Annotated in this window: 14 protein-coding genes; 9 read left to right on the top strand and 5 right to left on the bottom strand. The window is 63.8% G+C overall.

The genetic code is table 11. From position 1 onward, the window contains the following. Both ACPPVP_RS31845 and ACPPVP_RS31840 read left to right on the top strand, forming a co-directional pair. Complete coding sequence (locus ACPPVP_RS31845) at window positions 1-774, top strand: ABC transporter ATP-binding protein (protein WP_426527553.1); 774 nt, start codon at window positions 1-3, stop codon at window positions 772-774. A 112-nt stretch (window positions 775-886) separates the two neighbouring features. Next, window positions 887-1,789, top strand: a complete 903-nt coding sequence (locus ACPPVP_RS31840; protein ID WP_426527552.1) for an MlaD family protein — start codon at window positions 887-889, stop codon at window positions 1,787-1,789. 160 nt (window positions 1,790-1,949) lie between these two features. Here the strand turns inward: ACPPVP_RS31840 and ACPPVP_RS31835 are convergent, their stop codons facing one another. Both ACPPVP_RS31835 and ACPPVP_RS31830 read right to left on the bottom strand, forming a co-directional pair. Next, window positions 1,950-2,231, bottom strand: a complete 282-nt coding sequence (locus ACPPVP_RS31835) for a DUF6881 domain-containing protein (RefSeq protein ID WP_426527551.1) — start codon at window positions 2,229-2,231, stop codon at window positions 1,950-1,952. Window positions 2,232-2,322: 91 nt separating this feature from the next. Further along, window positions 2,323-7,611 carry a negative regulator of septation ring formation gene (locus tag ACPPVP_RS31830; protein ID WP_426527550.1) on the bottom strand — a complete coding sequence of 1,763 codons (5,289 nt, stop codon included), beginning with the start codon at window positions 7,609-7,611 and terminating at the stop codon, window positions 2,323-2,325. Window positions 7,612-8,001: 390 nt separating this feature from the next. Here ACPPVP_RS31830 and ACPPVP_RS31825 point away from each other — a divergent pair, with 390 nt between their 5' ends. Together ACPPVP_RS31825 and ACPPVP_RS31820 are read left to right on the top strand one after the other, a co-directional pair. Beyond that, a complete protein-coding gene (locus ACPPVP_RS31825) occupies window positions 8,002-8,379 on the top strand; it encodes an Hpt domain-containing protein (protein ID WP_426527549.1) in 378 nt (125 codons plus the stop codon). Between the two features lie 138 nt (window positions 8,380-8,517). Beyond that, the gene (locus ACPPVP_RS31820) at window positions 8,518-8,838 is read left to right on the top strand and encodes a 2Fe-2S iron-sulfur cluster-binding protein (protein ID WP_212422152.1); all 321 of its coding nucleotides are present in this window, start codon (window positions 8,518-8,520) and stop codon (window positions 8,836-8,838) included. Window positions 8,839-9,493: 655 nt separating this feature from the next. Here ACPPVP_RS31820 and ACPPVP_RS31815 read toward each other — a convergent pair. Further along, the gene (locus ACPPVP_RS31815; protein WP_426527548.1) at window positions 9,494-9,949 is read right to left on the bottom strand and encodes an acyl-CoA thioesterase; all 456 of its coding nucleotides are present in this window, start codon (window positions 9,947-9,949) and stop codon (window positions 9,494-9,496) included. A gap of 160 nt (window positions 9,950-10,109) precedes the next feature. On the opposite strand from ACPPVP_RS31815, the gene ACPPVP_RS31810 reads away from it, so the two are divergent. Continuing rightward, window positions 10,110-11,138 (top strand): NAD(P)/FAD-dependent oxidoreductase, encoded by a 1,029-nt coding sequence (locus ACPPVP_RS31810; protein ID WP_426527547.1) that lies wholly within the window; start codon window positions 10,110-10,112, stop codon window positions 11,136-11,138. Between the two features lie 125 nt (window positions 11,139-11,263). Then, window positions 11,264-11,866: a DUF2147 domain-containing protein gene (locus tag ACPPVP_RS31805; protein WP_426527546.1), complete on the top strand. Its 603-nt coding sequence runs from the start codon at window positions 11,264-11,266 to the stop codon at window positions 11,864-11,866. Between the two features lie 140 nt (window positions 11,867-12,006). Here the strand turns inward: ACPPVP_RS31805 and ACPPVP_RS31800 are convergent, their stop codons facing one another. Both ACPPVP_RS31800 and ACPPVP_RS31795 read right to left on the bottom strand, forming a co-directional pair. After that, window positions 12,007-13,962 carry a hypothetical protein gene (locus ACPPVP_RS31800; protein ID WP_426527545.1) on the bottom strand — a complete coding sequence of 652 codons (1,956 nt, stop codon included), beginning with the start codon at window positions 13,960-13,962 and terminating at the stop codon, window positions 12,007-12,009. 109 nt (window positions 13,963-14,071) lie between these two features. Continuing rightward, window positions 14,072-15,136, bottom strand: a complete 1,065-nt coding sequence (locus ACPPVP_RS31795) for a lysylphosphatidylglycerol synthase transmembrane domain-containing protein (RefSeq protein WP_426527544.1) — start codon at window positions 15,134-15,136, stop codon at window positions 14,072-14,074. A gap of 379 nt (window positions 15,137-15,515) precedes the next feature. On the opposite strand from ACPPVP_RS31795, the gene ACPPVP_RS31790 reads away from it, so the two are divergent. From ACPPVP_RS31790 to ACPPVP_RS31780, 3 genes are all read left to right on the top strand, one after another. Then, window positions 15,516-16,022, top strand: coding sequence for a ferritin-like domain-containing protein (locus ACPPVP_RS31790; protein ID WP_426538172.1), 507 nt, complete (start codon window positions 15,516-15,518; stop codon window positions 16,020-16,022). A 161-nt stretch (window positions 16,023-16,183) separates the two neighbouring features. Further along, window positions 16,184-17,656 carry an MFS transporter gene (locus ACPPVP_RS31785; RefSeq protein ID WP_426527543.1) on the top strand — a complete coding sequence of 491 codons (1,473 nt, stop codon included), beginning with the start codon at window positions 16,184-16,186 and terminating at the stop codon, window positions 17,654-17,656. 158 nt (window positions 17,657-17,814) lie between these two features. Beyond that, the gene (locus ACPPVP_RS31780; RefSeq protein WP_426527542.1) at window positions 17,815-20,217 is read left to right on the top strand and encodes an EAL domain-containing protein; all 2,403 of its coding nucleotides are present in this window, start codon (window positions 17,815-17,817) and stop codon (window positions 20,215-20,217) included.

Here is a 20,217-nt window from a genome sequence, read left to right as displayed (position 1 = left end):
ATGGCGGGCGAGATTTCCGACGCCATCATCCGCGTCCGCGACATTACGGTTCAATTTGGCAAGACGCGCGTGCTCGACGGGCTCAATCTCGACGTCAAGCGCGGCGAGATTTTGGGATTTGTCGGTCCGTCCGGCGCGGGCAAATCGGTACTGACGCGGACCATCATCGGCCTGGTGCCGAAGGTTGCCGGCCGCATCGAGGTGTTTGGTGTCGATCTCGATGCGGCGAACGCCGCCGAGCGCCGCGGCGTCGAGCGCCGCTGGGGGATCCTGTTTCAGCAGGGCGCACTGTTCTCCTCGCTCACCGTGCGCCAGAACATCCAGTTTCCGGTGCGCGAATATCTCAAGGTCTCGCAGCGGCTGCTCGACGAGATCATGGTGGCCAAGCTCGGCATGGTGGGACTTAAGCCCGACGTCGCCGACCGCTATCCGTCCGAACTCTCCGGCGGCATGATCAAGCGCGTGGCGCTGGCGCGCGCGCTCGCACTCGATCCGGAACTGGTGTTCCTGGACGAGCCGACCTCGGGGCTCGATCCGATCGGCGCCGGGGACTTCGACGAACTGGTGCGCACCCTGCAGCGTACTTTGGGCCTGACGGTTTTCATGGTAACGCACGATCTCGACAGCCTTTACACGGCCTGCGACCGCATCGCGGTTTTAGGGAACGGTAAGATCATTGCCGCAGGATCGATCGCCGACATGCAGGCCTCGCAACATCCCTGGCTGAGGCAATATTTCCACGGCAAGCGCGCCCGCGCGGTCATGGGGCAGTAGCACGATCACGAAGCGGGCACCGGTTTTTGATGAGATCATGCTCAAACAAGCGATAAACGACGGGTCTGATCGGCGAGGCTGAACAGATCCAGGTTCCGGAGTACCTTGAGTTATGGAAACGCGGGCGAATTACGTCCTGATCGGCGCCTTCACGCTGGCGGTAATCGCCGCTGCGTTCGGCTTCGTGCTGTGGTTTCAGAGCCTGCACACCACCAAGCAGCGCAGCCCGATCCGCATCGTCTTCGAAGGCCCGGCGTCCGGTCTGCGCAATGGCGGCAGCGTCAATTTCAACGGTATCCGAATAGGGGAGGTTGTGTCGGTCAAGCTCGACAATCCGCGGCGCGTGGTCGCACTCGCGATGGTTGAGAACAACGCACCGATCCGCAAGGACACGCTTGTCGGCCTCGAATTCCAGGGGCTGACCGGCGTCGCGGCGATCTCGCTGAAGGGCGGCGAGGAGTACGCGGCTGCCGTGCCGCTCGACGAGGATGGCGTGCCGATGCTGACCGCCGACCCGAGCGCGCTGCAGGACGTGACCGAGTCGATCCGCGCCACGCTGCAGAACGTCAACCGGATCGTCGCCGACAACCAGGAATCGGTGAAGAACTCGCTGCGGAATCTCGAGACTTTTACGGCCGCGCTCGCGCGCAACTCCGAGAAGATCGACAACGTCATGTTCAGGGTCGACGGCGTGATGGGCAAGGCCGACAGCCTCATGCTCGGGCTGAACACGATCGCGGGCGGCGCCGCCGGCGGCGAGTTGAATTTGATGGTGAAGTCGATCCGCGAACTCGCCGAAGATTTCGACAAGCGGTCGGGCGCACTGATAACCGATGGCCGCCGCACCCTCTCCGACATCAGCCGCGCCGTGAATAACTTTGACCGCAACCCGAGCCGCGTGATCTTTGGCGGAAGCAATAACCCCGCGCCGGCAGAGGCAACCGCAGCGACTCCGCCCAGGGGGGCGAACGCGGCGGCTCCGCCGAAGCCGCCGAGCGGACAGAAGCGGCAGTAGGGGGCGAATGGTGAGCAGCGAATAGAATCGCTGCAAGAGCCGTCATTGCGAGCGAAGCGAAGCAATCGATATCGCCGCGTGGAAAAGAATGGATTGCTTCGTCGCTTCGCTCCTCGCAATGACAGCGAACTGCAAATCGGCGACGCTGGTTTACCTCCGGTCAGGCTTGCCCGATAGCCCTCAACCACATTGCCTCAAACTCGTCTTTCGTGATCGTCACGGGCTCGAATTCGGGAATTGCAGCAATCTCCGTAAGCGTCGGTATGGGCACAAGGCCTAGGAAAGTCGTTCCGCGAGACGTAGCGCGATCGGCATATCCGAACGACCCGTCGGGAAATACTTCCACTTTCCTGACCTCCCACCGCTCATCATCCAACTCGCTGTAAAGCACGATCGGATTGTGGGGACTGTCGTGTTTCCAGCTCACCTTGATGTAGCCCATCGCCTTTCCCATTCAAACGAACCGCAGTGGTCGGAAAACCGAAACGGAGGCATCGCTGCCTCCGTTTCTCATTCTGCCATTAATTTGAACCTTACCCCAGCCGCCCGGCCGCGTGCGCGAGCAGCGTGTAGACCAGCCCCGTCTCCGAGGTGAGGTGGCCGCGTAGCGCTTGTGGACCGCGATCCTCGCGCGCGACTTCGTCGAGCAGCCGTTCGAACTCGGCGATATAGCGGTCGACCGTCTGCTTGAAGCTGCGGTCGGCGCGGTATTTGCGCGAGACTTCGTCGAACGCCTTCTGGCCGGCCGGCGTGTAGAGCCGCTTGGTGAACGCCTTGCTCTCGCCGCGCTGATAGCGGTCCCACATTTCGGCGGCGAGGTTGCGGTCCATCAGCCGGCCGATGTCGAGCGACAGCGACTCCAGCGGATTGACGGCGGTCTGCGGTGCGCGGCCACGGGGAGCCTGTCCGGCGCCGGCGCCGGCGTCGGTGCGGTGGAGCAGGTCGGACAGCCATCCATCCTGACCGCCTCCGCCTGCCGGCGAGACCGGCGGGGCTTCGGCGCGGCGTGCGGCTGGCCCGCCGAGGTCCGGCGGCGGCAGCGTCGACGCGCTGCCGGCATCGCGCATGCGTACCTCGTTATCGCGCATGCGCACCTCGGTGCGGCCGCCGGAGGCGGCTGCCATCACGGGCTCTTCCTGGCGCTGCACGCTGGCACGACCCGAGGTCACGACATCGAGGCCGCGGCCATGATGGGCGACGATCCGGTTGAGTTCGGCGAGCGCCTCGATCTGGTCGACGATCACCTTGCGCATCTGCGCGGTGTTATCGGCGGCCTCCTGCGGCATCTCGAGCACGCCGCGGCGCAGCTCGTTGCGGGTCGCCTCGAGCTCGTTGTGCATTTCGGTGGCCATCTGCTTCATGGACTGCACCATCCCGGCGAACTTCTCGGTCGACTGCTTGAACATCGCATCCGTCTCATGGGTGCTCTGCTGATACATGTCGTTCATCGCGTCGAGGGTCTGCTGTCGTTCGTTCTCGGCCGCAGCACGCACTGCCTCGAACTGGCGGCTGATCGCGCTCGATCCGGCGCCTGCGGTTTCCGCGACCACGCGCGCGATATCGCGGGCGCGTTCTTCGGCCGCGGCGAGCGATTCGTCGAGCAGGGTGGTGAAGCGCGACAGGCGCTGATCGAGGTCGGTGGTGCGCAGGTCGATGGTGGTCACCAGCGATTCGAGCTGCGCCTTGCGGTCGGCGACCGAGGTGGTGGTGGAGCGGTTGGCCTGTTCGACGGCGCCAGCGGCGTCGACTAGTTCCTTGCCGTGCTTCTCGAACTCGCTCGACAGTGCGCCGAGATCCTCCAGCGCCTTTGAGGTCTTGCTGTTGAAGACGGTGAGCTGGTCCTCCAGGGTCTGCGTAGCCACCCCGTTGCGGGTGGTGACGTCGTTCATGGCGGACACGAAGTCGGCCACACGGGTCACCAGCGCGCGCTCCAGCGAGTTGAGATTGTCGTGGGCGCCGGTCAGCACTTCCTGCAGCAGGATGTTGCCTTCACGCAGCCGTTCGAACAGCGCCACCGTGTCGGTGCGCAGGATCTTGCTGGTCTCCTGCATTTCGGTGACGGCGGCGATCGAGACCTGACGCGACTGGTCGAGGGCCGAACGCGACGCCAGTTCGAGGTCCTTCAGCGACTTGGCCACCGCGCCGGTGGCGAGGTCGCCCGCGGTCGTGATCGTGCGCGCGACTTCGGAGCCGTGGGTCGACATCGACTGCGAGAAGCTCTGGCCGCGGGTCTCGATCGACTTCAGCGCGTCGGCGGTGACGCGGTCGATGTCGGTCGCCAGTTGCGTCGTTCTGGTGCTGAGCGCCTCGACCAGCGAACCGCGCCGACTGTCGACGATCTGCGCCAGACGGTCGGTCTGCTGCTGAACGTAGGTGACGATTTCGTCGGTCTTGCCGGTCATCGTCGAGCCGAAATTGCTGCTGGCGGCGAGCACCGAGCGTTCGATATCGGCCGAGGTCGATTTGACCTTGGTCGTGACCTCGTTAGTGGCGGCGATCAGGGCGCTCTGCGCGTTCTGAGCCGTGGTCTGGATGGTGTCGGTCGTGCCAGCGGTGACGACGCCGAGCGAACGCTCCATTTCGGCGGCGATTGCCTTGATCTGGTTGGCGGCGTCGGCGGAGGTCGCCGCAAGCGAGCCCTGGGCTTCGCGCGCGGTGCCGAGAATGGAGGCGGCGGTGTCGGCGCCAACCGCGGTCAGCGCCCGTTCGACATCGATCGCCAGCGACTTGACGTGGTTGGCGGCCTCGGTCGATGCCGTGATCAGCGTGTTCTGCGCCTCGCGCGCGCCCGTCGTGATCGACTCGGCGGTGGCATTGCCGGCCATCGAGAGCGAGCGCTGCACGTCGGCGGTGAGCGACTTGACCTGGCTCGATGCGTCGGCGGACGTGTTCATGAGGGTGCTCTGGGCCTCGCGGGCGCCTGCCGTGATCGCCTCGGCGGTCGCAGTTCCGGCGAGCGAGAGCGCACGCTGAACGTCCGCGGCGAGCGACTTGACCTGGGTGGCGGCCTCGGTCGAGGCGGCGACCAGCGTGCTCTGTGCTTCGCGGGCGCCGGCGGTGACGGCGTCGGCGGTTGTCGTTCCTGCGATCGACAGTGAGCGCTCGACATCGGCGGCAAGCGACTTGACGTGGTTTGCCGCGTCCGCGGATGCGGTCACCAGTGTGTTCTGTACCTCGCGCGCGCCGGCGAGAACCGACGCGGCGGTGGCGTCGCCGGCGGCCGAGAGGGTGCGTTCGACGTCGGCGGCGAGAGATTTGATCTGCGAGGCTGCCTCGGAGGAGGCCGACACCAGCGTGGTCTGGGCATCCTGGGCGCTGGTGAGGATCGAAGCGGCGGCGCCGGTGCCGACGGCGGTGAGGGCGGCTTCGACCTCGGCCGAAGTCAGCTTGAGTTGTGCGTTGACGTCCGAGGAAACCGTCAGCAGTGCCTGCTGCGCGGTGCGCGCGCCGGTCTGGATCGTCTCTGCGGTGTTGACGACGAGATTGGTCAGCGAACGCTCCGCATCCTCGACATGCGACTTGATGCCGGAGGACAACATCTCGGCGCGCGACATCAGGTCTTCGCTGGCCTGGCGGCCGCTGCTTTCGATCCGGCCTGCGACCGCCTCGATGCGCGAGCCGAGCAGATCCTCGAACTGCGCCACGCGGGTGTCGATATCGCCGGCGATGGCGCCGACCCGGGTCTCGACGCCGCTGGCGATGTCGCCGATGCGGGTTTCGATACCCTGATGGATTTCCTGGAAGCGCGCCTGGATGGTGTCGGTTAGATGGGCGCTGCGGCCGTCGATGGTTTCGGTGACGTTGGCGATACGATGGTCGACCGCCGCAATCGCCTGCGCGGTGCCCTCGGTCAGCGAGGAGGTGAGGAAAGTCAGCCGCTGGTCGATCGACTGGATAGCCTGCGCCGCGCCGTCGGTCAGCGAGCCCGTCAGCGTGCCGAGGCGGTCGTCGATGGTTTCGGTGACGGATCTGGCGCGGGTGTCGAAGGTCGTCTCCAACGATTTCAACCGGCCGTCGATGGTCTCGTCGAACGACCTGATCTTGCTGTCGAGCGAAGTGTCGAGGTGGCTGACGCGGGTGCCCAGCGTGGTTTCGAACTGCAGCAGGCGCTGATCGAGCGAGGCGGTGATCTCGCCGCTGTTCGCCACCAGGCGGGTGTCGAAAGTGTCGACGTAGTTCTTCAGGCTGTCTGAGATCTCCTGGGTGCGCGTGCCCATGCGCTCGACGATCACGCCGCCAAAGGTTTTGACGGTGCGATCGAACTCGGAGATATGGCGCGTGATCAGCGCGCCGAGCGTGCCGCTGTCGCGGGCGAATTTTTCCGCAAGTTCGCCGCCCTGATTCTTCACCAGTTCGTCGTAGGCGTTCATCTGCAGCGCGAGGCTGTCGTGTGCGTTTTCGGTCTGGCCGATCACCTTGGCGACCAGCGTGTTCACGGTCACGTCCAGCGCGTCGCTGGCCTTGTCGCCGGAGGTGAGGATGCGGCTCGCGAGGCGGTTGCCGGCTTCGTCGATCTTGTTGACGAGATCGCCCGAGCGCAGCTCGAGTTCGAGCAGCAGCGAGTCGGAGGAATTCTTCAGGGAGTCGTGGACCTGCTCGGTGCGGTCGGAGATGCCGTCGACGATGGTGGAGGAGCGCTGCTCGAATTCGCCGGTGATGCGATCGATACGTTCGTTCAGCATCTCGTGGACGCGATCGGCGAGATCGACGAACTCGTCGTGGACGTGGCCGGTCTTGAAGTTGAGACTGGTGGTCAGCCGCTCGGAAGCGTCGAGCACGGCGCGTGTGGTCTCGGCGCTGGCTTCCTCCAGGCGGTCGAGCAGGTCGCCGCCGCGCTCGCCGAGCGCAAGAATCATGTTGTCGCCGGCGTGACTGAGCGCGCTCGTGATGTGCTGGCCGCGCTCTTCGAGCGCGCCGGTGATGCTTTTCGCGACTTCGTCGACGCGCGAGGCGATCGCATCCGAGATCAGCGCGATGTCGTGGCGCAGGTCGATCTGGACGCCGGAAATGGCGCTGCGAACCTGCTCGGCCTGGCCGACCAGATTGTCGCGCTGATGGGCGATGTCCTGCAGCAGTGCGCGAATCCGCACCTCGTTGTCGCTATAAGCGCGCTCGAGCGCTGCGACTTCATTGGCGACGAGCGTTTCCAGTTCACCGGCGCGCGCGATCGCGCGCTCGACGCCGTCGCCCATCGCGGCGACTTCACGGCGAATCGCTTGCCCTACGGTCACCATCGAATCGGCGGCGGCGCCCTCGGGCTCGGAGAAGCGGATCGCGACCTGCGCCATCGACTGCGCGATCATCCGCATTTCCTGGCCGCGCCAGGCGAGGCTCGCTAGGAAATAGAACAACAGCACCGGCGCAAAGAACAACGCGGCAAGGCCGGCGAGCACCAGCACGCCGCCGCTCTGTCCGATCGCCGCCTGCAGCGCGGGCAGGAAGCTGACGGTTAGCAGGCCGCAACCGATCACCCAGACGCCGCCAAACACCGAGGCAAGCGTGTAGACGCTGCGGGCCGGGCTGCCCTTCTGGATCGCCTGCAGAATCTGTCCGATGGTTTCGCGATCGTCATTGGCGGCGCGACGCGGGCCGCGCGGCTCGTCGATCGAATCGAACACCGGCCGCTCGGCGCTTCCGCGCGTGTCAAAAGACATGTCGGAATAGGGCGGCGGAGCAGACGGACTGGTCGGAGGGGCGAGCTCGTTGCCAAGCGACGAATTTCGGCTGCTGTCGACGCTCGTGTCGCTGATGTTGAGCGCTTCCTGGATGGCGGACAGCGCGACTTCAGTCGGATCTTTGACCTTCTTCGGATTGTTCGCCATGTCAGCCGAGCCCTCTTAACTTTGTACGCACCCAGCCGTTCTCGCAAAAACCCGCAAGCTCAAAGCTGGATTCATAACCCCCCGCGGACGCAAGCAACCCGCCGGCCGCTTGTCCCGCACACACATCCGCAAACATCCTATTGGTTGAGCGATACGAATGAAATGGCCGCGATTAAGACATTCTTAATCATCGTTAACAGCTCTGTTTCATAAGTTCCTAGAAATACACAGATTTCTGAAACCGAATCGGAAATGCAGGCCGATTGCCGGCTAAAATCAGGCAAAATTGCGGCCCATTCTGAGAACGTTCCGTTAACTGTCGACGTGGTTGGCTGACGGAAAATGCCCTTCCGTAGAATCACTGTGTGGGGGCGATCCGGACCTTAAGTCATGTCGCTTCATCTCGAACGGGTAGAATGGATGCCATCGCCACCGTTGGCTCCCGATGACGGGCCGATCGATTTCGGACATCTCAGCCGAATGACGCTCGGCGATGCCGGCCTCGAGCACGAGGTGTTGGCGATGTTTGTGGCACAGTCAGTAACACTGGTAAGCCAGCTCGCCACCATGCCTGCGGACGCCAGCGCGCTGGCACATACATTGAAGGGCTCGGCCCGCGCGATCGGCGCTTTTGCCGTCGGCGATGCCGCCGCCCAGCTGGAGGCGGCCATCGCCAGAGGCTTCGATACATCCGCCGAGCTTGCCGAACTCGGCGAGACGGTTGCAGAGGCGCGGGCGGCGATCGAGGCGATTCTGCGCCGTTCCTGAGCGGAAAGCAGGCCGTATCGGCCAAAATCCCGGCAATATCCCGCCTCAGGTTTTCGTCCCGACCGCTGGCGCTGTGCGGATCGACCCGTTATAGGACTGCCGGGACCGTCCTTACATATTCCGGCAGCACGAGCGATCATGGCCAAAATCCACTTTGTCGACCATACCGGCGAAAAACGAACCATTGAAGTCGAGAACGGCGCCACCGTGATGGAAGCCGCGATCCGCAACGCCATTCCCGGCATCGAGGCCGAATGCGGCGGCGCCTGCGCCTGCGCGACCTGCCACGTCTATGTCGACGAAGCCTGGCGCGAGAAGGTCGGCGCGCCGACCCCGATGGAAGAAGACATGCTGGATTTCGGTTTCGACGTGCGGCCGAATTCGCGTCTGTCGTGCCAGATCAAGGTGAGCGACGAGCTCGACGGCCTCGTGGTGTCGACGCCGGAGCGGCAGGCCTGAAGTCCCAAAAAAACGTTCAGCGCGATCCGGCGCTGGCGGTTTCGGCGAGATGATCGTCGACCGCATATAGCGCACAATTGGCTGCGTACTCCGCGCAGGCGGCGAGGGCAGCTTCCGCCGCTTCACGCGCCGACCGGCTTCCGCCGCGGAAGCTCCCTGTGGCGACACCGCAAAGGCCCTGTGCGGGCTCGCGGAGAGATAATCGGAAAATCCCGCGCGCCCTTTGTCGCGCAAATGCGATGGTGACGGTAATGCCGGTGGTGCCGGCGCAATCGCGATATCGCGCGTTCCGAGATTCTGGTCGCGCAGGAAGCTGTCGACCATCGGCGTCCAGAGCGATATCCCGCGCGAAAACAGCGAATGGCCGTCATCACCGAATGGCAGACATCGATGAACTTGACCGCCCGCCCGCGCCGGTGAACACCTGATGCATTCGGCTCGCCAGTTCGGGCTCCAAGAACTTGTCGTTCTGCGCACAGATCCACAGCGTCGGAATCCGCGACGTCCTGCCCAGCGTGGCGACGGCGCGAACCAGCGCATCCTCGTCGCAGACGTCATTGTCAGCGCGCGAACCGCGGCCACCGGCGAAGTTGATCGCGGCGGCGGATCGGCGGTCAGCGCCAACGACGCGAAGCCGCCAGCATCGCCGCGCGCGTCATCCCGGTGTTGCCCCGCGGCGAATCCAGCGCTGAAAATTCGCCAGGATATCCGGCGTCAACGCCGTCGGCTTGCGTGTGGCTTCGTCGAGCAGCACCGACACCGATTGCGCCGAAGCCACGCATGTGCCTTCGGAGAACACCACCTGATCGAAGGTGACGGAAGTCCGGCCGAACTTGACGACGCCTAGTCCCATTTCGATCGTACCGGGCCAGCGCAATTCGGCGCGGAAATGCATGTCGAGCCGGACCATGATCCAGGTGACGCCGTCCGGCATCAGCCCGTAGCTGCGGTCCTTCATCAGCGTGACGCGGCCGGTTTCGAAATAGGTCGCGTAGACCGCGTTGTTGACATGCTGGTTCGGATCGAGGTCGGCAAATCTCACATTGTCCGACAGGCGATAGGGAAAATCCTCCAGACGCGGGGTGGCGTCGGGACGCAAGGGGGCGTTCACGGGCTTAATCTCCGAAAATCTCGTTCCCTTACAGCCCACTTGTCGAATGACGGCAAGGGGTTGCCGCGGTCTCGAACACCATATTATGGCTTTCCTGACGCCGCCTTGTTGGCTAGACAGATGCGGCCTTCCCGCCAGGTTCAACCGAAAAGAAGCTGACATGAGCGAAGTGATCAAAACCGATGTGCTGATTATTGGCGCGGGTCCGTGCGGCCTGTTTGCCGTCTTCGAACTGGGCCTCTTGGACATGAAGGCGCATGTGGTCGACATCCTCGACAAGATCGGCGGCCAGTGTGCCGAGCTCTACCCGGAAAAACCGATCTACGACATTCCCGGCATTCCCCTGGTCACCGGCCAGGGCCTGACGGAAGCGCTGCTCGAACAGATCAAGCCGTTTCATCCGACCTTCCATCTCAACGAGATGGTGGAGACAATCGAGAAGATCGGCGATCCCGGCTTTCGCGTGACGACCGATGCGGGCCAGGTGTTCGAGTGCAAGGTGGTGGCGATCTCCGCGGGCGGCGGGTCGTTCCAGCCGAAGCGTCCGCCAGTGCCGGGCATCGAGGCCTATGAAGGCTCATCGGTGCACTATGCCGTGCGCAAGATGGAGCAGTTCCGCGACAAGAACATCCTGATTGTCGGCGGCGGCGATTCCGCGCTCGACTGGACGCTCAATCTGCATCCGATCGCCAAACGCGTGACGCTGCTGCATAGGCGCGACGATTTCCGCGCCGCGCCCCACAGCGTCGAGCAGATGCGCGCGCTGGTGGCCGGTGGAAAAATGGATCTGAAGATCGGTCAAGTCACTTCGCTCGAAGGCGAGGGCGGCAAGCTTTCCGCGGCTGTCATGAAAGGGAACGACAACGCGGTCTCGAAGGTTGACTGCGATACGATGCTGCCGTTCTTCGGGCTGACCATGAAGCTCGGCCCGGTGGCGAACTGGGGCGTCGCGCTCGAGAACAATCTGGTGCCGGTCGACACCGCGGCGTTCGAGACCAATATCCCCGGCATCTTTGCGATCGGCGACATCAACACCTATCCCGGCAAGCTCAAGTTGATCCTGTCCGGATTCCACGAAGGCGCGCTGATGGCGCAGAAGGCGCACCGCTACGTCTATCCGGACAAGCGGCTGGTGTTCCAGTACACCACCTCGTCGTCGAGCCTGCAGAAGAAGCTCGGGGTCAACTGAATCCCAAAAAGCGACAGTTGGACTCGCCGAGTCTTGCCGGGGCGCGCGGCGATCATCACTGGAACCGTTCGCGAAATGGCCTTAGTCTGCGGCCATTCATTTAGGGAATTGATCAGGTGATGACGATGCGCAAGCTAACCGGACTTCAACTGATACTCTCCATCGTGATCGGGCTCGCGTTTGCCAGTGAACTCGCCGCCCAGCCGGCGGAACTTTCTGCAGCCGGGCTATGGGAGAAGGTCGAGAAGGGCAAGCCGGTCGGCTGGTTCCTGGTGGTCGATCACAGCGGTGTCTTCGAAGGCGTGTTCGCCAAGCTGTTTCTCGATGCCGACGATCCGCCCAATCCAGTCTGTTCGAAATGCATCGACGATCGAAAGGACGCGCCCTGGCTCGGGATGTCCTTTATCCGGGACATGAAGCGCGACGGATTGAAATACGAGAACGGCAACGTGCTCGATCCGCGCGACGGCAAGATCTACAAGGCCAAGATGACGCTCAGCCCCGATGGCCAGACGTTGACGATGCGCGGCTATCTCGGTATTTCGCTATTCGGCAAGGATGAGGTCTGGACCCGCCTGCCGGATACGGCACTGGCGCAGGTCGATCCGCCCATCATCGTCAAATATCTGCCGGCGCAGGCCGCGGCGATGAAGCTGCCGGTCGGTCCGGCAAAGGCCCCCGTGGCGCCCAAGAAGACGACTGCGCCGGCACCGGTTCCTGCGCGGTAGGACAGGACGGCTCCAGGCCCAGACCCAAATCGCGAAAACAACCCCATGCAAAGTAGGATAAGCTTGGGGCTCGCGGCTCTCACGCCGCTTTGCATCGAGGCACGAGATGCTCGGTCGTCACGTCACGGCCTGATGCTGCGCTAGTTCAATCCTGTCCCGCCGGGTGGCCGCGGTGCGTCCGGTAACGGTGGCGCCGGCTGTGATGTGACTTCAGGCACCCCCGCATCGAGCTGCAGCACGGCGGCAGCCGCCGGCACGGCGGCATCCGCCATCGCGGCGTGGCCTTCGGCGCTTGGATGCACCGCGCCGCCATAGACCGCCGACAACACGCCCCAGGTCGCGTCATGAATGTCGGCCGGCTGCTGCGATGTCGGCAAGCCCTGCGGATAGGTCATCGCCGAGAAGTAGCTGTCATTGGCATCGCGGATCCAGCGCGCGCGCGGCAGATAGGCGCGGTACTCGCCGGCGCTGCGGCCGCACAGCATCGGCTGGCTGGCGGCCGTGACGATATCGGGATCGAAGCTGTCGCCGGTCGCCGAGAAGCACTGCCGGTCGAATTCCGGATCGCTTTCGGCGCGCGCGCAGAAGCCGTGATTGGCAAAGCTGGTCTGATGGCTGTCGACGAAGGTCATGCGGTCGTTGCGCGGATTGCGGCACAGGATGCCGCCCTCGCAAAGCGCCAGCGCTCTCAACTGCGGCAGGAATTCGCTTTCGACGAAATTCGACACGGCGGCCAGCCGCTGCGGCTGGGCGTTGAAGGAGGGATGAATGTCGAAGCCGGCGCGTCCGCCGGGGCAGGGCGCGCCGCCATTCGCCACCGTCGGATTGGCGTAGGAGGTGTAGACCACCCGCGACAGGTCGCCGACCAGCGGCTTCAGCGCCTCGCGCAGTTTTGCAAATCCCTGCGGCAGGTCGCGCGTCAGCGCGCTGCGCGCATCGTCCACCGTGGCCATCACGGCGCTGCGCCGGAACAGCGCGCGTTCGGTCGCACTGTCCACGATCACGTCGGCGACGAGGCCGGAGAAATAGATGTCGTTGGCCCCGACCGACAGCAGCACCAGATCGAGCTTGCGATCCGCCTGGCGGCGTTTTGCAGCGGCGAGGGCGTCGCGCAGCTCGGCCAGTTGTCCGTTGACGGTGCCCTGGCAGGCACCGCTGCCCGATTTCGACGGCAGGCAGTCGCGGGCGCGTTGCGAGCCGAACAGCCCGTCGGCAATGGTGGCGCCGGTGCAGGCCAGCGGCAGATAGGTCACCGCGATGTGCGGATATCGTACCGCAAGCGCCAGCGCGGTCCGGGTCTGATAGCTGTAGAGCGAACGGTGGCAGGCGGGATTGAACCAGAGCGCGCTCTGGCGCTGCCAGACTGACAGCAAGTCCGGCGCCTCGCAGGCGCGCCCGCCTTTATAGCCGGCGCGGCTCGGTCGGTAATATTGCGCGGCAGCCGTTCCGAGGTAGGAGCGGAAGCAAAAGCCCTCATCGGACAGCGCAATCGGCCGGTCCGGATTTCCCTCGCCGGAAGCGACACTGTCGCCGAGGCCGGCGATGAAGATGTCACGCACCGCGATCTCGGTGAATACGCGTTGACTGCCGTCCGAGCTGGACACATCGACGGTGGCAACCGTGGTGCGGCCATAGCGGACCCTGATATTGACCGGCTCGGCACAGTCGAAGGTGGAGGTTTGTGGGCCGTCGCCATCGTCGAACGTCCAGGCGCAGGTGGCACCGACCGGGATCGGGCCGGCCAGCCGGGCCACGATCGGATGATCGATCGGCGTCAGATAGCTTTCCTTGACGTTGTCGCGCGTGCAGGGCTCGCTGACGCGGCCGGCGAGATCGATGCAGAGCCGGTTCACCGTGTTACGCGCCCAGCCGCGGCCGTCGCTCTGGATCGCCAGCATTTGCTCCGAAGCCAGCACGCTGCGGCCACGCCCGCTTTCGGCGTGCAGCAGGAAATCCCGCTCCTCGCGGAACAGGCGGAAGCGGTTGCGCACCTCCCAGGATATCTGCAGCGGTCCATAGCCGGCGCCGGTCTGGGCTTGCACGGCGGAGGTGGACAGGCCGGCCAGCGCGCCGGCAACCAGCGCGAGCAACAGCATTGAACGTGCGAGGATTCCCATGGCGCCGTTTGACGTTAGCGGTGAGGCGGAAATAAGAGAATGCGGCAGCTCCGCGTCAAAAGACCAGACGGAGAAGATAACGACGCCGTTACCGGCTTCCCGATTGCCGGCGCTTGACCGGCGGCTGCACCCGCGCCTTGGCGGTGCAGGCTTCGCCGAGCCGGCGCCGTTCCAGCCAGGGTTGCACCACGCTGAGCCAGAGTTCGCGCGTCCCCATGATCCCGATCGAGATACCGAACGGGATCAGGAAGTACAGGATCCGAAACACCACCAGCGTCGCCAGCAACTCCTCCCGGCCGAACTGCGGCAGCGCCAGCAGCATCGCGGCATCGAAAACGCCGATGCTTCCGGGCGCGTGGCTGGCAAAGCCGAGCAGGGTCGCCAGGATGAACACCACCGCCAGCGATACGAAATCGATATACGGCTCCATCGGCATCAGCAGGTACATCGCCAGCGCGCAGAAGCCGAGATCGACCACGCCGATCAGGATCTGCAGCAGCGTCAGCCGCGCCGAGGGCAGCACCACCTTCCAGCCGTTCTGGCCGAGTTCGCGCCGTTTATCGCCCGTCAGCAGCCAGACGAAATAGGCGGCGATGCCGGCAAGGCAGCCGATCCCGATCAGCCGGTTCATCGCGTCCGGCAGCAGGTCCATCGCGGAAGCTGCTTCCGGATGCCAGGCCATGCCGCAGCCGAGCACGAACAGGTTGCCGAGCCAGAAGGTGAGACCCGAGAGGAAGCAGATTTTTGCGACATCGATCGCGGTCAGGCCGTAGTCGGAATAGATCCGGAACCGGATCGCGCCGCCGGTGAAGACGGTGGCGCCGATATTATGGCCGATGGTGTAGCTGGTGAAGCTCGACATCGCGGCGATGCGATAGGGGATGTGGGTCTTGCCGATGGTCCTAAGGGCGAAGAAATCATAGAAGGTCAGCGTGCAAAACGCGCCCACCACGCACAGCGCGGCCAGCGCGATGCGATGCGGCGCGATCTCGGTCAGAGCAGTCAGGATGATCGCGGTGTCGACCCCCTTCAGGGTGCGAACCAGATGGGTGACCGCAAGAGCGATGATGATGAGACTCGCAGCGATCCCTAGCCGTTTCCAGCCGATCTTCTCCTTGAAGCCACGCCCGAGCGTGGTCAGCAGCCGATGCATTCATCCTCCCGGCGGGGGGCATTACGTAAAGATGGGACCTGCCACCACCGGTGACAGTCGACGGTCAGAGGCACCGCGCTCGAAATCCATAAGCCAAAACCGGGCCGTTGTGCAGCCCTTGACAAGCATGCCTTTTGGCTTCGTCCGCCGTCCCTGTCATACGCCCTACATATGTCGCCGCGTTAACGATTTTGAGTCGCAACGAGGTCCGTTCCGCGGGCGCTTTTTGCGTTCTGTCGGTTCGATCACGGCGTTTTCGAGGCCTTAGGAACATCCGTTTCGCGAGCCGGTTAGCTCCTACCAGCATCGAACATGAAGCGTGCGCATCCAGCCGAAAAAAGGCCTGTGCCTGCATGTTCCCCCAACAAAGGACGACGCAATGGGACTCTTCAGCAAAGACATCAAGACGATGAACGACCTGTTCATACATCAATTGCAGGACATCTATTACGCCGAGAAACAACTCGTGAAGGCGCTGCCGAAGATGGCGGAAAAAGCCACCGACAAGCAGCTTAAACAGGGCTTTTTGACCCATCTTGATGAAACCAGGACGCATGTGCAGCGCCTTGAAGAGGTATTTCGCATGCACGGCGCCGAGGTGAAGGCGGTCGATTGCCCGGCGATCGACGGTATCATCGAGGAAGCCGACGAGGTTGCGGGCGAGGTCGCCGACAAGGCCGTGCTGGACGCGGCCCTGATCAACGCCGCGCAGGCCGCCGAGCACTATGAGATCACCCGCTACGGCAGTCTGATCGCGTGGGCGCGGCAGCTGGGACGCAACGATTGCGCCAGCATCCTGCAGCAGACGCTCGATGAGGAAAAGAAGACTGACGCCAAGCTGACCTCGCTGGCCGAAGGCCAGGTCAACCTGCGGGCCGCAAGCTGATCTCTTCTGTCGAATGAGGCAAAAAGCCGCGCGGGGGGACCTCGCGCGGTTCCTTGTCGTAAGCAGACGGCTCGGATACGTCTATACTTCGATCTTTGTCGAAGTGTTCGATTGAAACGGACGCCGTTAAATGGTGTTGGATCGCCAAATTGAGGTGATCCATGCGAAGCGCTCCTCTCAAATTCAAGCCGGTCTCGGGCATCGATGCTTCGCGCGATTCGGAAGCCGGACCGGCTCCGTCAAAATTGGCGACGTCGCTGACGCTCGCGGCGATGAGTCTCGGTTACGGCGTGGTTCAGCTCGACGTGACCATCGTCAACACCGCGCTCAATGCTATCGGAACCTCGCTTGGCGGCGGCGTCGCCGAATTACAATGGATGGTTGGCGCTTACACCATCACTTTCGCGGCCTTCATCCTGACGGCTGGCGCGCTGGGCGACCGGATCGGTTCCAAGCGAATATTCATTGCGGGCTTTGCCCTCTTTACGGCGGCCTCCGTTGCCTGCGCGCTGGCACCCAGTGCAGCGATCCTGATTTCCGCGCGCTGTGTGCAAGGCCTGGCGGCCGCCATTCTGGTGCCGAACTCGCTGGCGCTGCTCAGTCACGCCTATACCGAAGAAAAAGTGCGCGGACGTGCGGTCGGTATCTGGGCCGCCGGCGCAAGCCTTGCGCTCACGGCGGGTCCGTTTGTGGGCGGCGTCCTGATCACGCTGGTCGGGTGGCGCTCGATCTTTCTGGTCAATCTGCCGATCGGCCTTGCGGGGCTGTGGCTGGCGTGGCGCTTTGCCGGCGAGACGACGCGATCTCCGCAGCGCGGGATAGACTTGCCGGGCCAGGTCACCGCGGTCGCGGCGCTCGGTTTTCTCGCCGGCGCCATTATCGAGGGTGGCGCGCTCGGATGGAGCAGTCCGTTCGTCATCGCGGGCTTTGCGGCGTTTTCGATCTGTGCGGCGCTGTTTGTCTGGCGGCAAACGCGCGCGCCGCAACCCATGCTGCCGCTACGGCTGTTCAAGAACCGGATGTTCGCGCTGACGTCGCTGATCGGCCTGCTCGTCAATGTCGCGATCTACGGTTTGATCTTCGTGCTCAGCCTGTATTTCCAGCGGGTCAACGGATTGTCGGCATTTGAAACCGGGCTCGCTTTCGTGCCGATGATGGGCGCGGTGTTGCCGGTGAATCTGCTCGCGCCCCGCGTTACCGAATATATCGGCGCGCGCGCGACCATCGCAGCCGGTGCGGTGCTGTCCGCGGCCGGATGCCTCGCGATGCTCGGCATCGAGGCCGGGACGAGCTACTGGGCGATCTGCCTGCAACTGATGGCGATGAGCACCGGGCTCGGATTGCTGGTGCCGCCATTGACATCGACGCTGCTCGGCAGCGTGGAGAAATCCCGCTCGGGCATCGCCGCGGGCGTGCTCAACGCAACCCGGCAGACCGGCAGCGTGCTGGGCGTCGCCTTGTTCGGATCGCTGGTTGGCCGTTCCAGCGCGTTCATGAGCGGTCTGCATGCCTCGCTGCTGATCTCGGCCGGCGTATTGCTGGCAGCCGCTGCCGCAATCTGGTGGGGCGGACGGCCGGCCGGTAACGAATCGGAAACGATACTTCGCTTGGAGCGGACGCCGCCGGCAGCTTGATTTACCGAAATCCCGTCGGTGGTTGCCACCTTTTGGACCCGCAACCGCGGCGGGACCGGCGTTCGGATATTCGTTCACCATCCGCGCAACTCGGCCGCGGCGGTTACCTCAAATATACGAATGGGATCGTTGTTACAGGCTGTTGGGGAGAGTCTGTAATGTATCGCGTTCTAACTTGCCTCGCCACCGAGCATGACTGGCGCCTGGTCGTATTGGCAGGCACCATCTGCTGGCTCGCCAGCGCGGTCGCCATCAGCCTGTTTCATCGGGCCAGGGTGTCGCGCGGCCGCACGCGCGCAACCTGGATCGGCCTCGATGCGGCCGTCGGCGGCTGCGGAATCTGGGCAACCCATTTTGTCGCGATGCTGGCGTACGATCCCGGCGCGGGCGCCGGATACAGCATCCCCATCACCTTGTTATCGCTGGTCTTCGCGATCAGCATTGTCGCGATCGGCCTCTGCATTGCATTGTCCAGTGCGCGCCAGTCGGTAGTCGCCCTCGGCGGCGCCGTCATTGGCGGTGGTGTCGCAGCGATGCACTATACCGGCATGGCGGCCCTCGAGCTTCCGGCGTTCATCGTGTGGTCGCCCGGCATCGTCGTTGCCTCGATTGTGTTAGGCAGCCTGTTTGCCGCGATTGCGCTTCTGGTCGCCGCACGCCGTGACAATCCGCTTTATACTGTGGCAGCCACCGGGCTGCTGACGGTCGCCATCGTTTCGCATCATTTCACGGCGATGGGCGCCGTCACGCTGATTCCCGACCCGACCCTCGGTAGCGACGGGATGTCGATTTCTCCAACGGCGCTTTCGTTCCTGACGGCGGTCGCGGCCTTCGCCATCCTCGGTCTGTCACTGCTGGCGGCCATGATCGACCGCCGCGCGAAAGGCGAACTGCATAATCAGAAGATCCTGCTCGACACCGCGCTCGACAACATGTCGCAGGGACTTTGCATGTTTGACGCGGACGGCCGCATCCTGCTGTTCAACCAGCGCTACGTCGAACTGATGGACAGGACCGGCATGCCGCTTCAAGGCCGTTTGCTCGTTGACGTTCTGCGGGAACTGAAAGCGGTCGGCGAATGGGACGGCGATCCCGATGAGTTCTTCAGCGCGGTGCTGGCGGACGCCAAAGCCGGCAGAATCGTGACCAAGACGATGGGCCGTAGCGGACGTTCGCTTCGCGTGGTCGATCAGCCCATGAAGGGCGGCGGATGGGTCGCTACCTTCGAAGACATCACGGAATGGCAGGCGGCCCAGGAACAGATTTCTCACATGGCGCGCCATGACGCGTTGACCAATCTGCCGAACCGGACGCTATTCCGCGAGCAGCTCGAAAAGGCGTTGCGGCTTGCCAAACGCAACGATCAGCTTGCGGTGCTCTGTCTCGACCTCGACCACTTCAAGGACATCAACGACTCGCTTGGCCATCCGGTCGGCGACGTGCTGCTTAAAGAGGTCGCACGGCGTCTCGGCGAATGCATCACCGAGCACGACACGGTGGCGCGGCTCGGCGGGGACGAATTCGCGATCGTGCAGTTCTGCAGCGATTGCGACCCATCCGCCGTCGCCTTGCTCGCCAGTCATGTCGTCGAGCAGGTTTCCGCGCCCTACGAAATCGCCGGGCACCAGCTTGTCATCGGCGTCAGCATCGGCATTTCGCTGGCGCCCGAGGACGGCAAGAACCCCGACGAACTGCTGAAGAAGGCCGATCTCGCGCTCTATCGCGCCAAGGAGGACGGCCGCGGCACTTACCGATTCTTCGAGACCGGAATGGACGCCCGCGCGCAGGCGCGGCGGCTTTTGGAACTTGATTTGCGCGCGGCGCTGAAGCGCGGAGAGTTTGAGGTCTATTACCAGCCGATCCGCGACGTCGCCAAGGATGTGGTGGTCGCCTTCGAGGCCCTGGTGCGCTGGAATCACGCGCTGCGCGGCATGATCTCTCCGGTCAACTTCATTCCGCTGGCGGAAGAAACCGGCCTGATCGTTCCGCTCGGCGAGTGGGTGTTGCGCCAGGCCTGCATGGACGCAGCCCAATGGTCGCAGGATGTCTGCGTTGCCGTCAACCTGTCGCCAGTGCAGTTCAAGAATCCTAATCTGGTATTGTCGGTGAAGGAGGCGCTGAAAGCCTCCGGTCTTCCGGCGCACCGGCTCGAGCTGGAAATCACGGAATCGGTGCTGCTGCAGAACAGCGAGGCGACGCTTTCGGTTCTGCACGAGCTCCGCGGCTTCGGCGTCAGGATCTCGCTGGACGATTTCGGAACGGGATATTCGTCCCTGAGCTATTTGCGCAGCTTTCCGTTCGACAAGATCAAGATCGACCGCTCGTTCGTCAGCGAACTGGCGACGCGCGAGGACTCCATGGCGATCGTCCGCGCGGTCACCGGCCTCGGCAAGAGCCTGGGCATCGTCACCACGGCCGAAGGCGTCGAGACCGACGCGCAGTTCGACCTCCTGCGCCAGGAAGGCTGCACACAGGCGCAAGGCTATCTGTTCAGCCCGCCGCGTCCGGTAGCGGAGGTGGAAACGATGATGTCGACGGCGCGGGCGCGCATCGTCGCCTAG

Origin of the sequence: Bradyrhizobium sp. McL0615 (assembly GCF_049993905.1) — a bacterium.
In the GTDB taxonomy this organism is placed as follows: Bacteria; Pseudomonadota; Alphaproteobacteria; order Rhizobiales; family Xanthobacteraceae; genus Bradyrhizobium.
Note: the sequence above shows the minus strand (reverse complement) of the source record. Positions and strands in the feature narration are given on the sequence as shown.

Excerpts from the sequence above, each read along its gene's own strand:
- ACPPVP_RS31845 (WP_426527553.1), top strand. The coding sequence starts at position 1 with ATGGCGGGCGAGATTTCCGACGCCATCATCCGCGTCCGCGACATTACG.
- ACPPVP_RS31840 (WP_426527552.1), top strand. The coding sequence starts at position 887 with ATGGAAACGCGGGCGAATTACGTCCTGATCGGCGCCTTCACGCTGGCG.
- ACPPVP_RS31835 (WP_426527551.1), bottom strand. The coding sequence starts at position 2,231 with ATGGGCTACATCAAGGTGAGCTGGAAACACGACAGTCCCCACAATCCG.
- ACPPVP_RS31830 (WP_426527550.1), bottom strand. The coding sequence starts at position 7,611 with ATGGCGAACAATCCGAAGAAGGTCAAAGATCCGACTGAAGTCGCGCTG.
- ACPPVP_RS31825 (WP_426527549.1), top strand. The coding sequence starts at position 8,002 with ATGTCGCTTCATCTCGAACGGGTAGAATGGATGCCATCGCCACCGTTG.
- ACPPVP_RS31820 (WP_212422152.1), top strand. The coding sequence starts at position 8,518 with ATGGCCAAAATCCACTTTGTCGACCATACCGGCGAAAAACGAACCATT.
- ACPPVP_RS31810 (WP_426527547.1), top strand. The coding sequence starts at position 10,110 with ATGAGCGAAGTGATCAAAACCGATGTGCTGATTATTGGCGCGGGTCCG.
- ACPPVP_RS31805 (WP_426527546.1), top strand. The coding sequence starts at position 11,264 with ATGCGCAAGCTAACCGGACTTCAACTGATACTCTCCATCGTGATCGGG.
- ACPPVP_RS31800 (WP_426527545.1), bottom strand. The coding sequence starts at position 13,962 with ATGCTGTTGCTCGCGCTGGTTGCCGGCGCGCTGGCCGGCCTGTCCACC.
- ACPPVP_RS31795 (WP_426527544.1), bottom strand. The coding sequence starts at position 15,136 with ATGCATCGGCTGCTGACCACGCTCGGGCGTGGCTTCAAGGAGAAGATC.
- ACPPVP_RS31790 (WP_426538172.1), top strand. The coding sequence starts at position 15,516 with ATGGGACTCTTCAGCAAAGACATCAAGACGATGAACGACCTGTTCATA.
- ACPPVP_RS31785 (WP_426527543.1), top strand. The coding sequence starts at position 16,184 with ATGCGAAGCGCTCCTCTCAAATTCAAGCCGGTCTCGGGCATCGATGCT.
- ACPPVP_RS31780 (WP_426527542.1), top strand. The coding sequence starts at position 17,815 with ATGTATCGCGTTCTAACTTGCCTCGCCACCGAGCATGACTGGCGCCTG.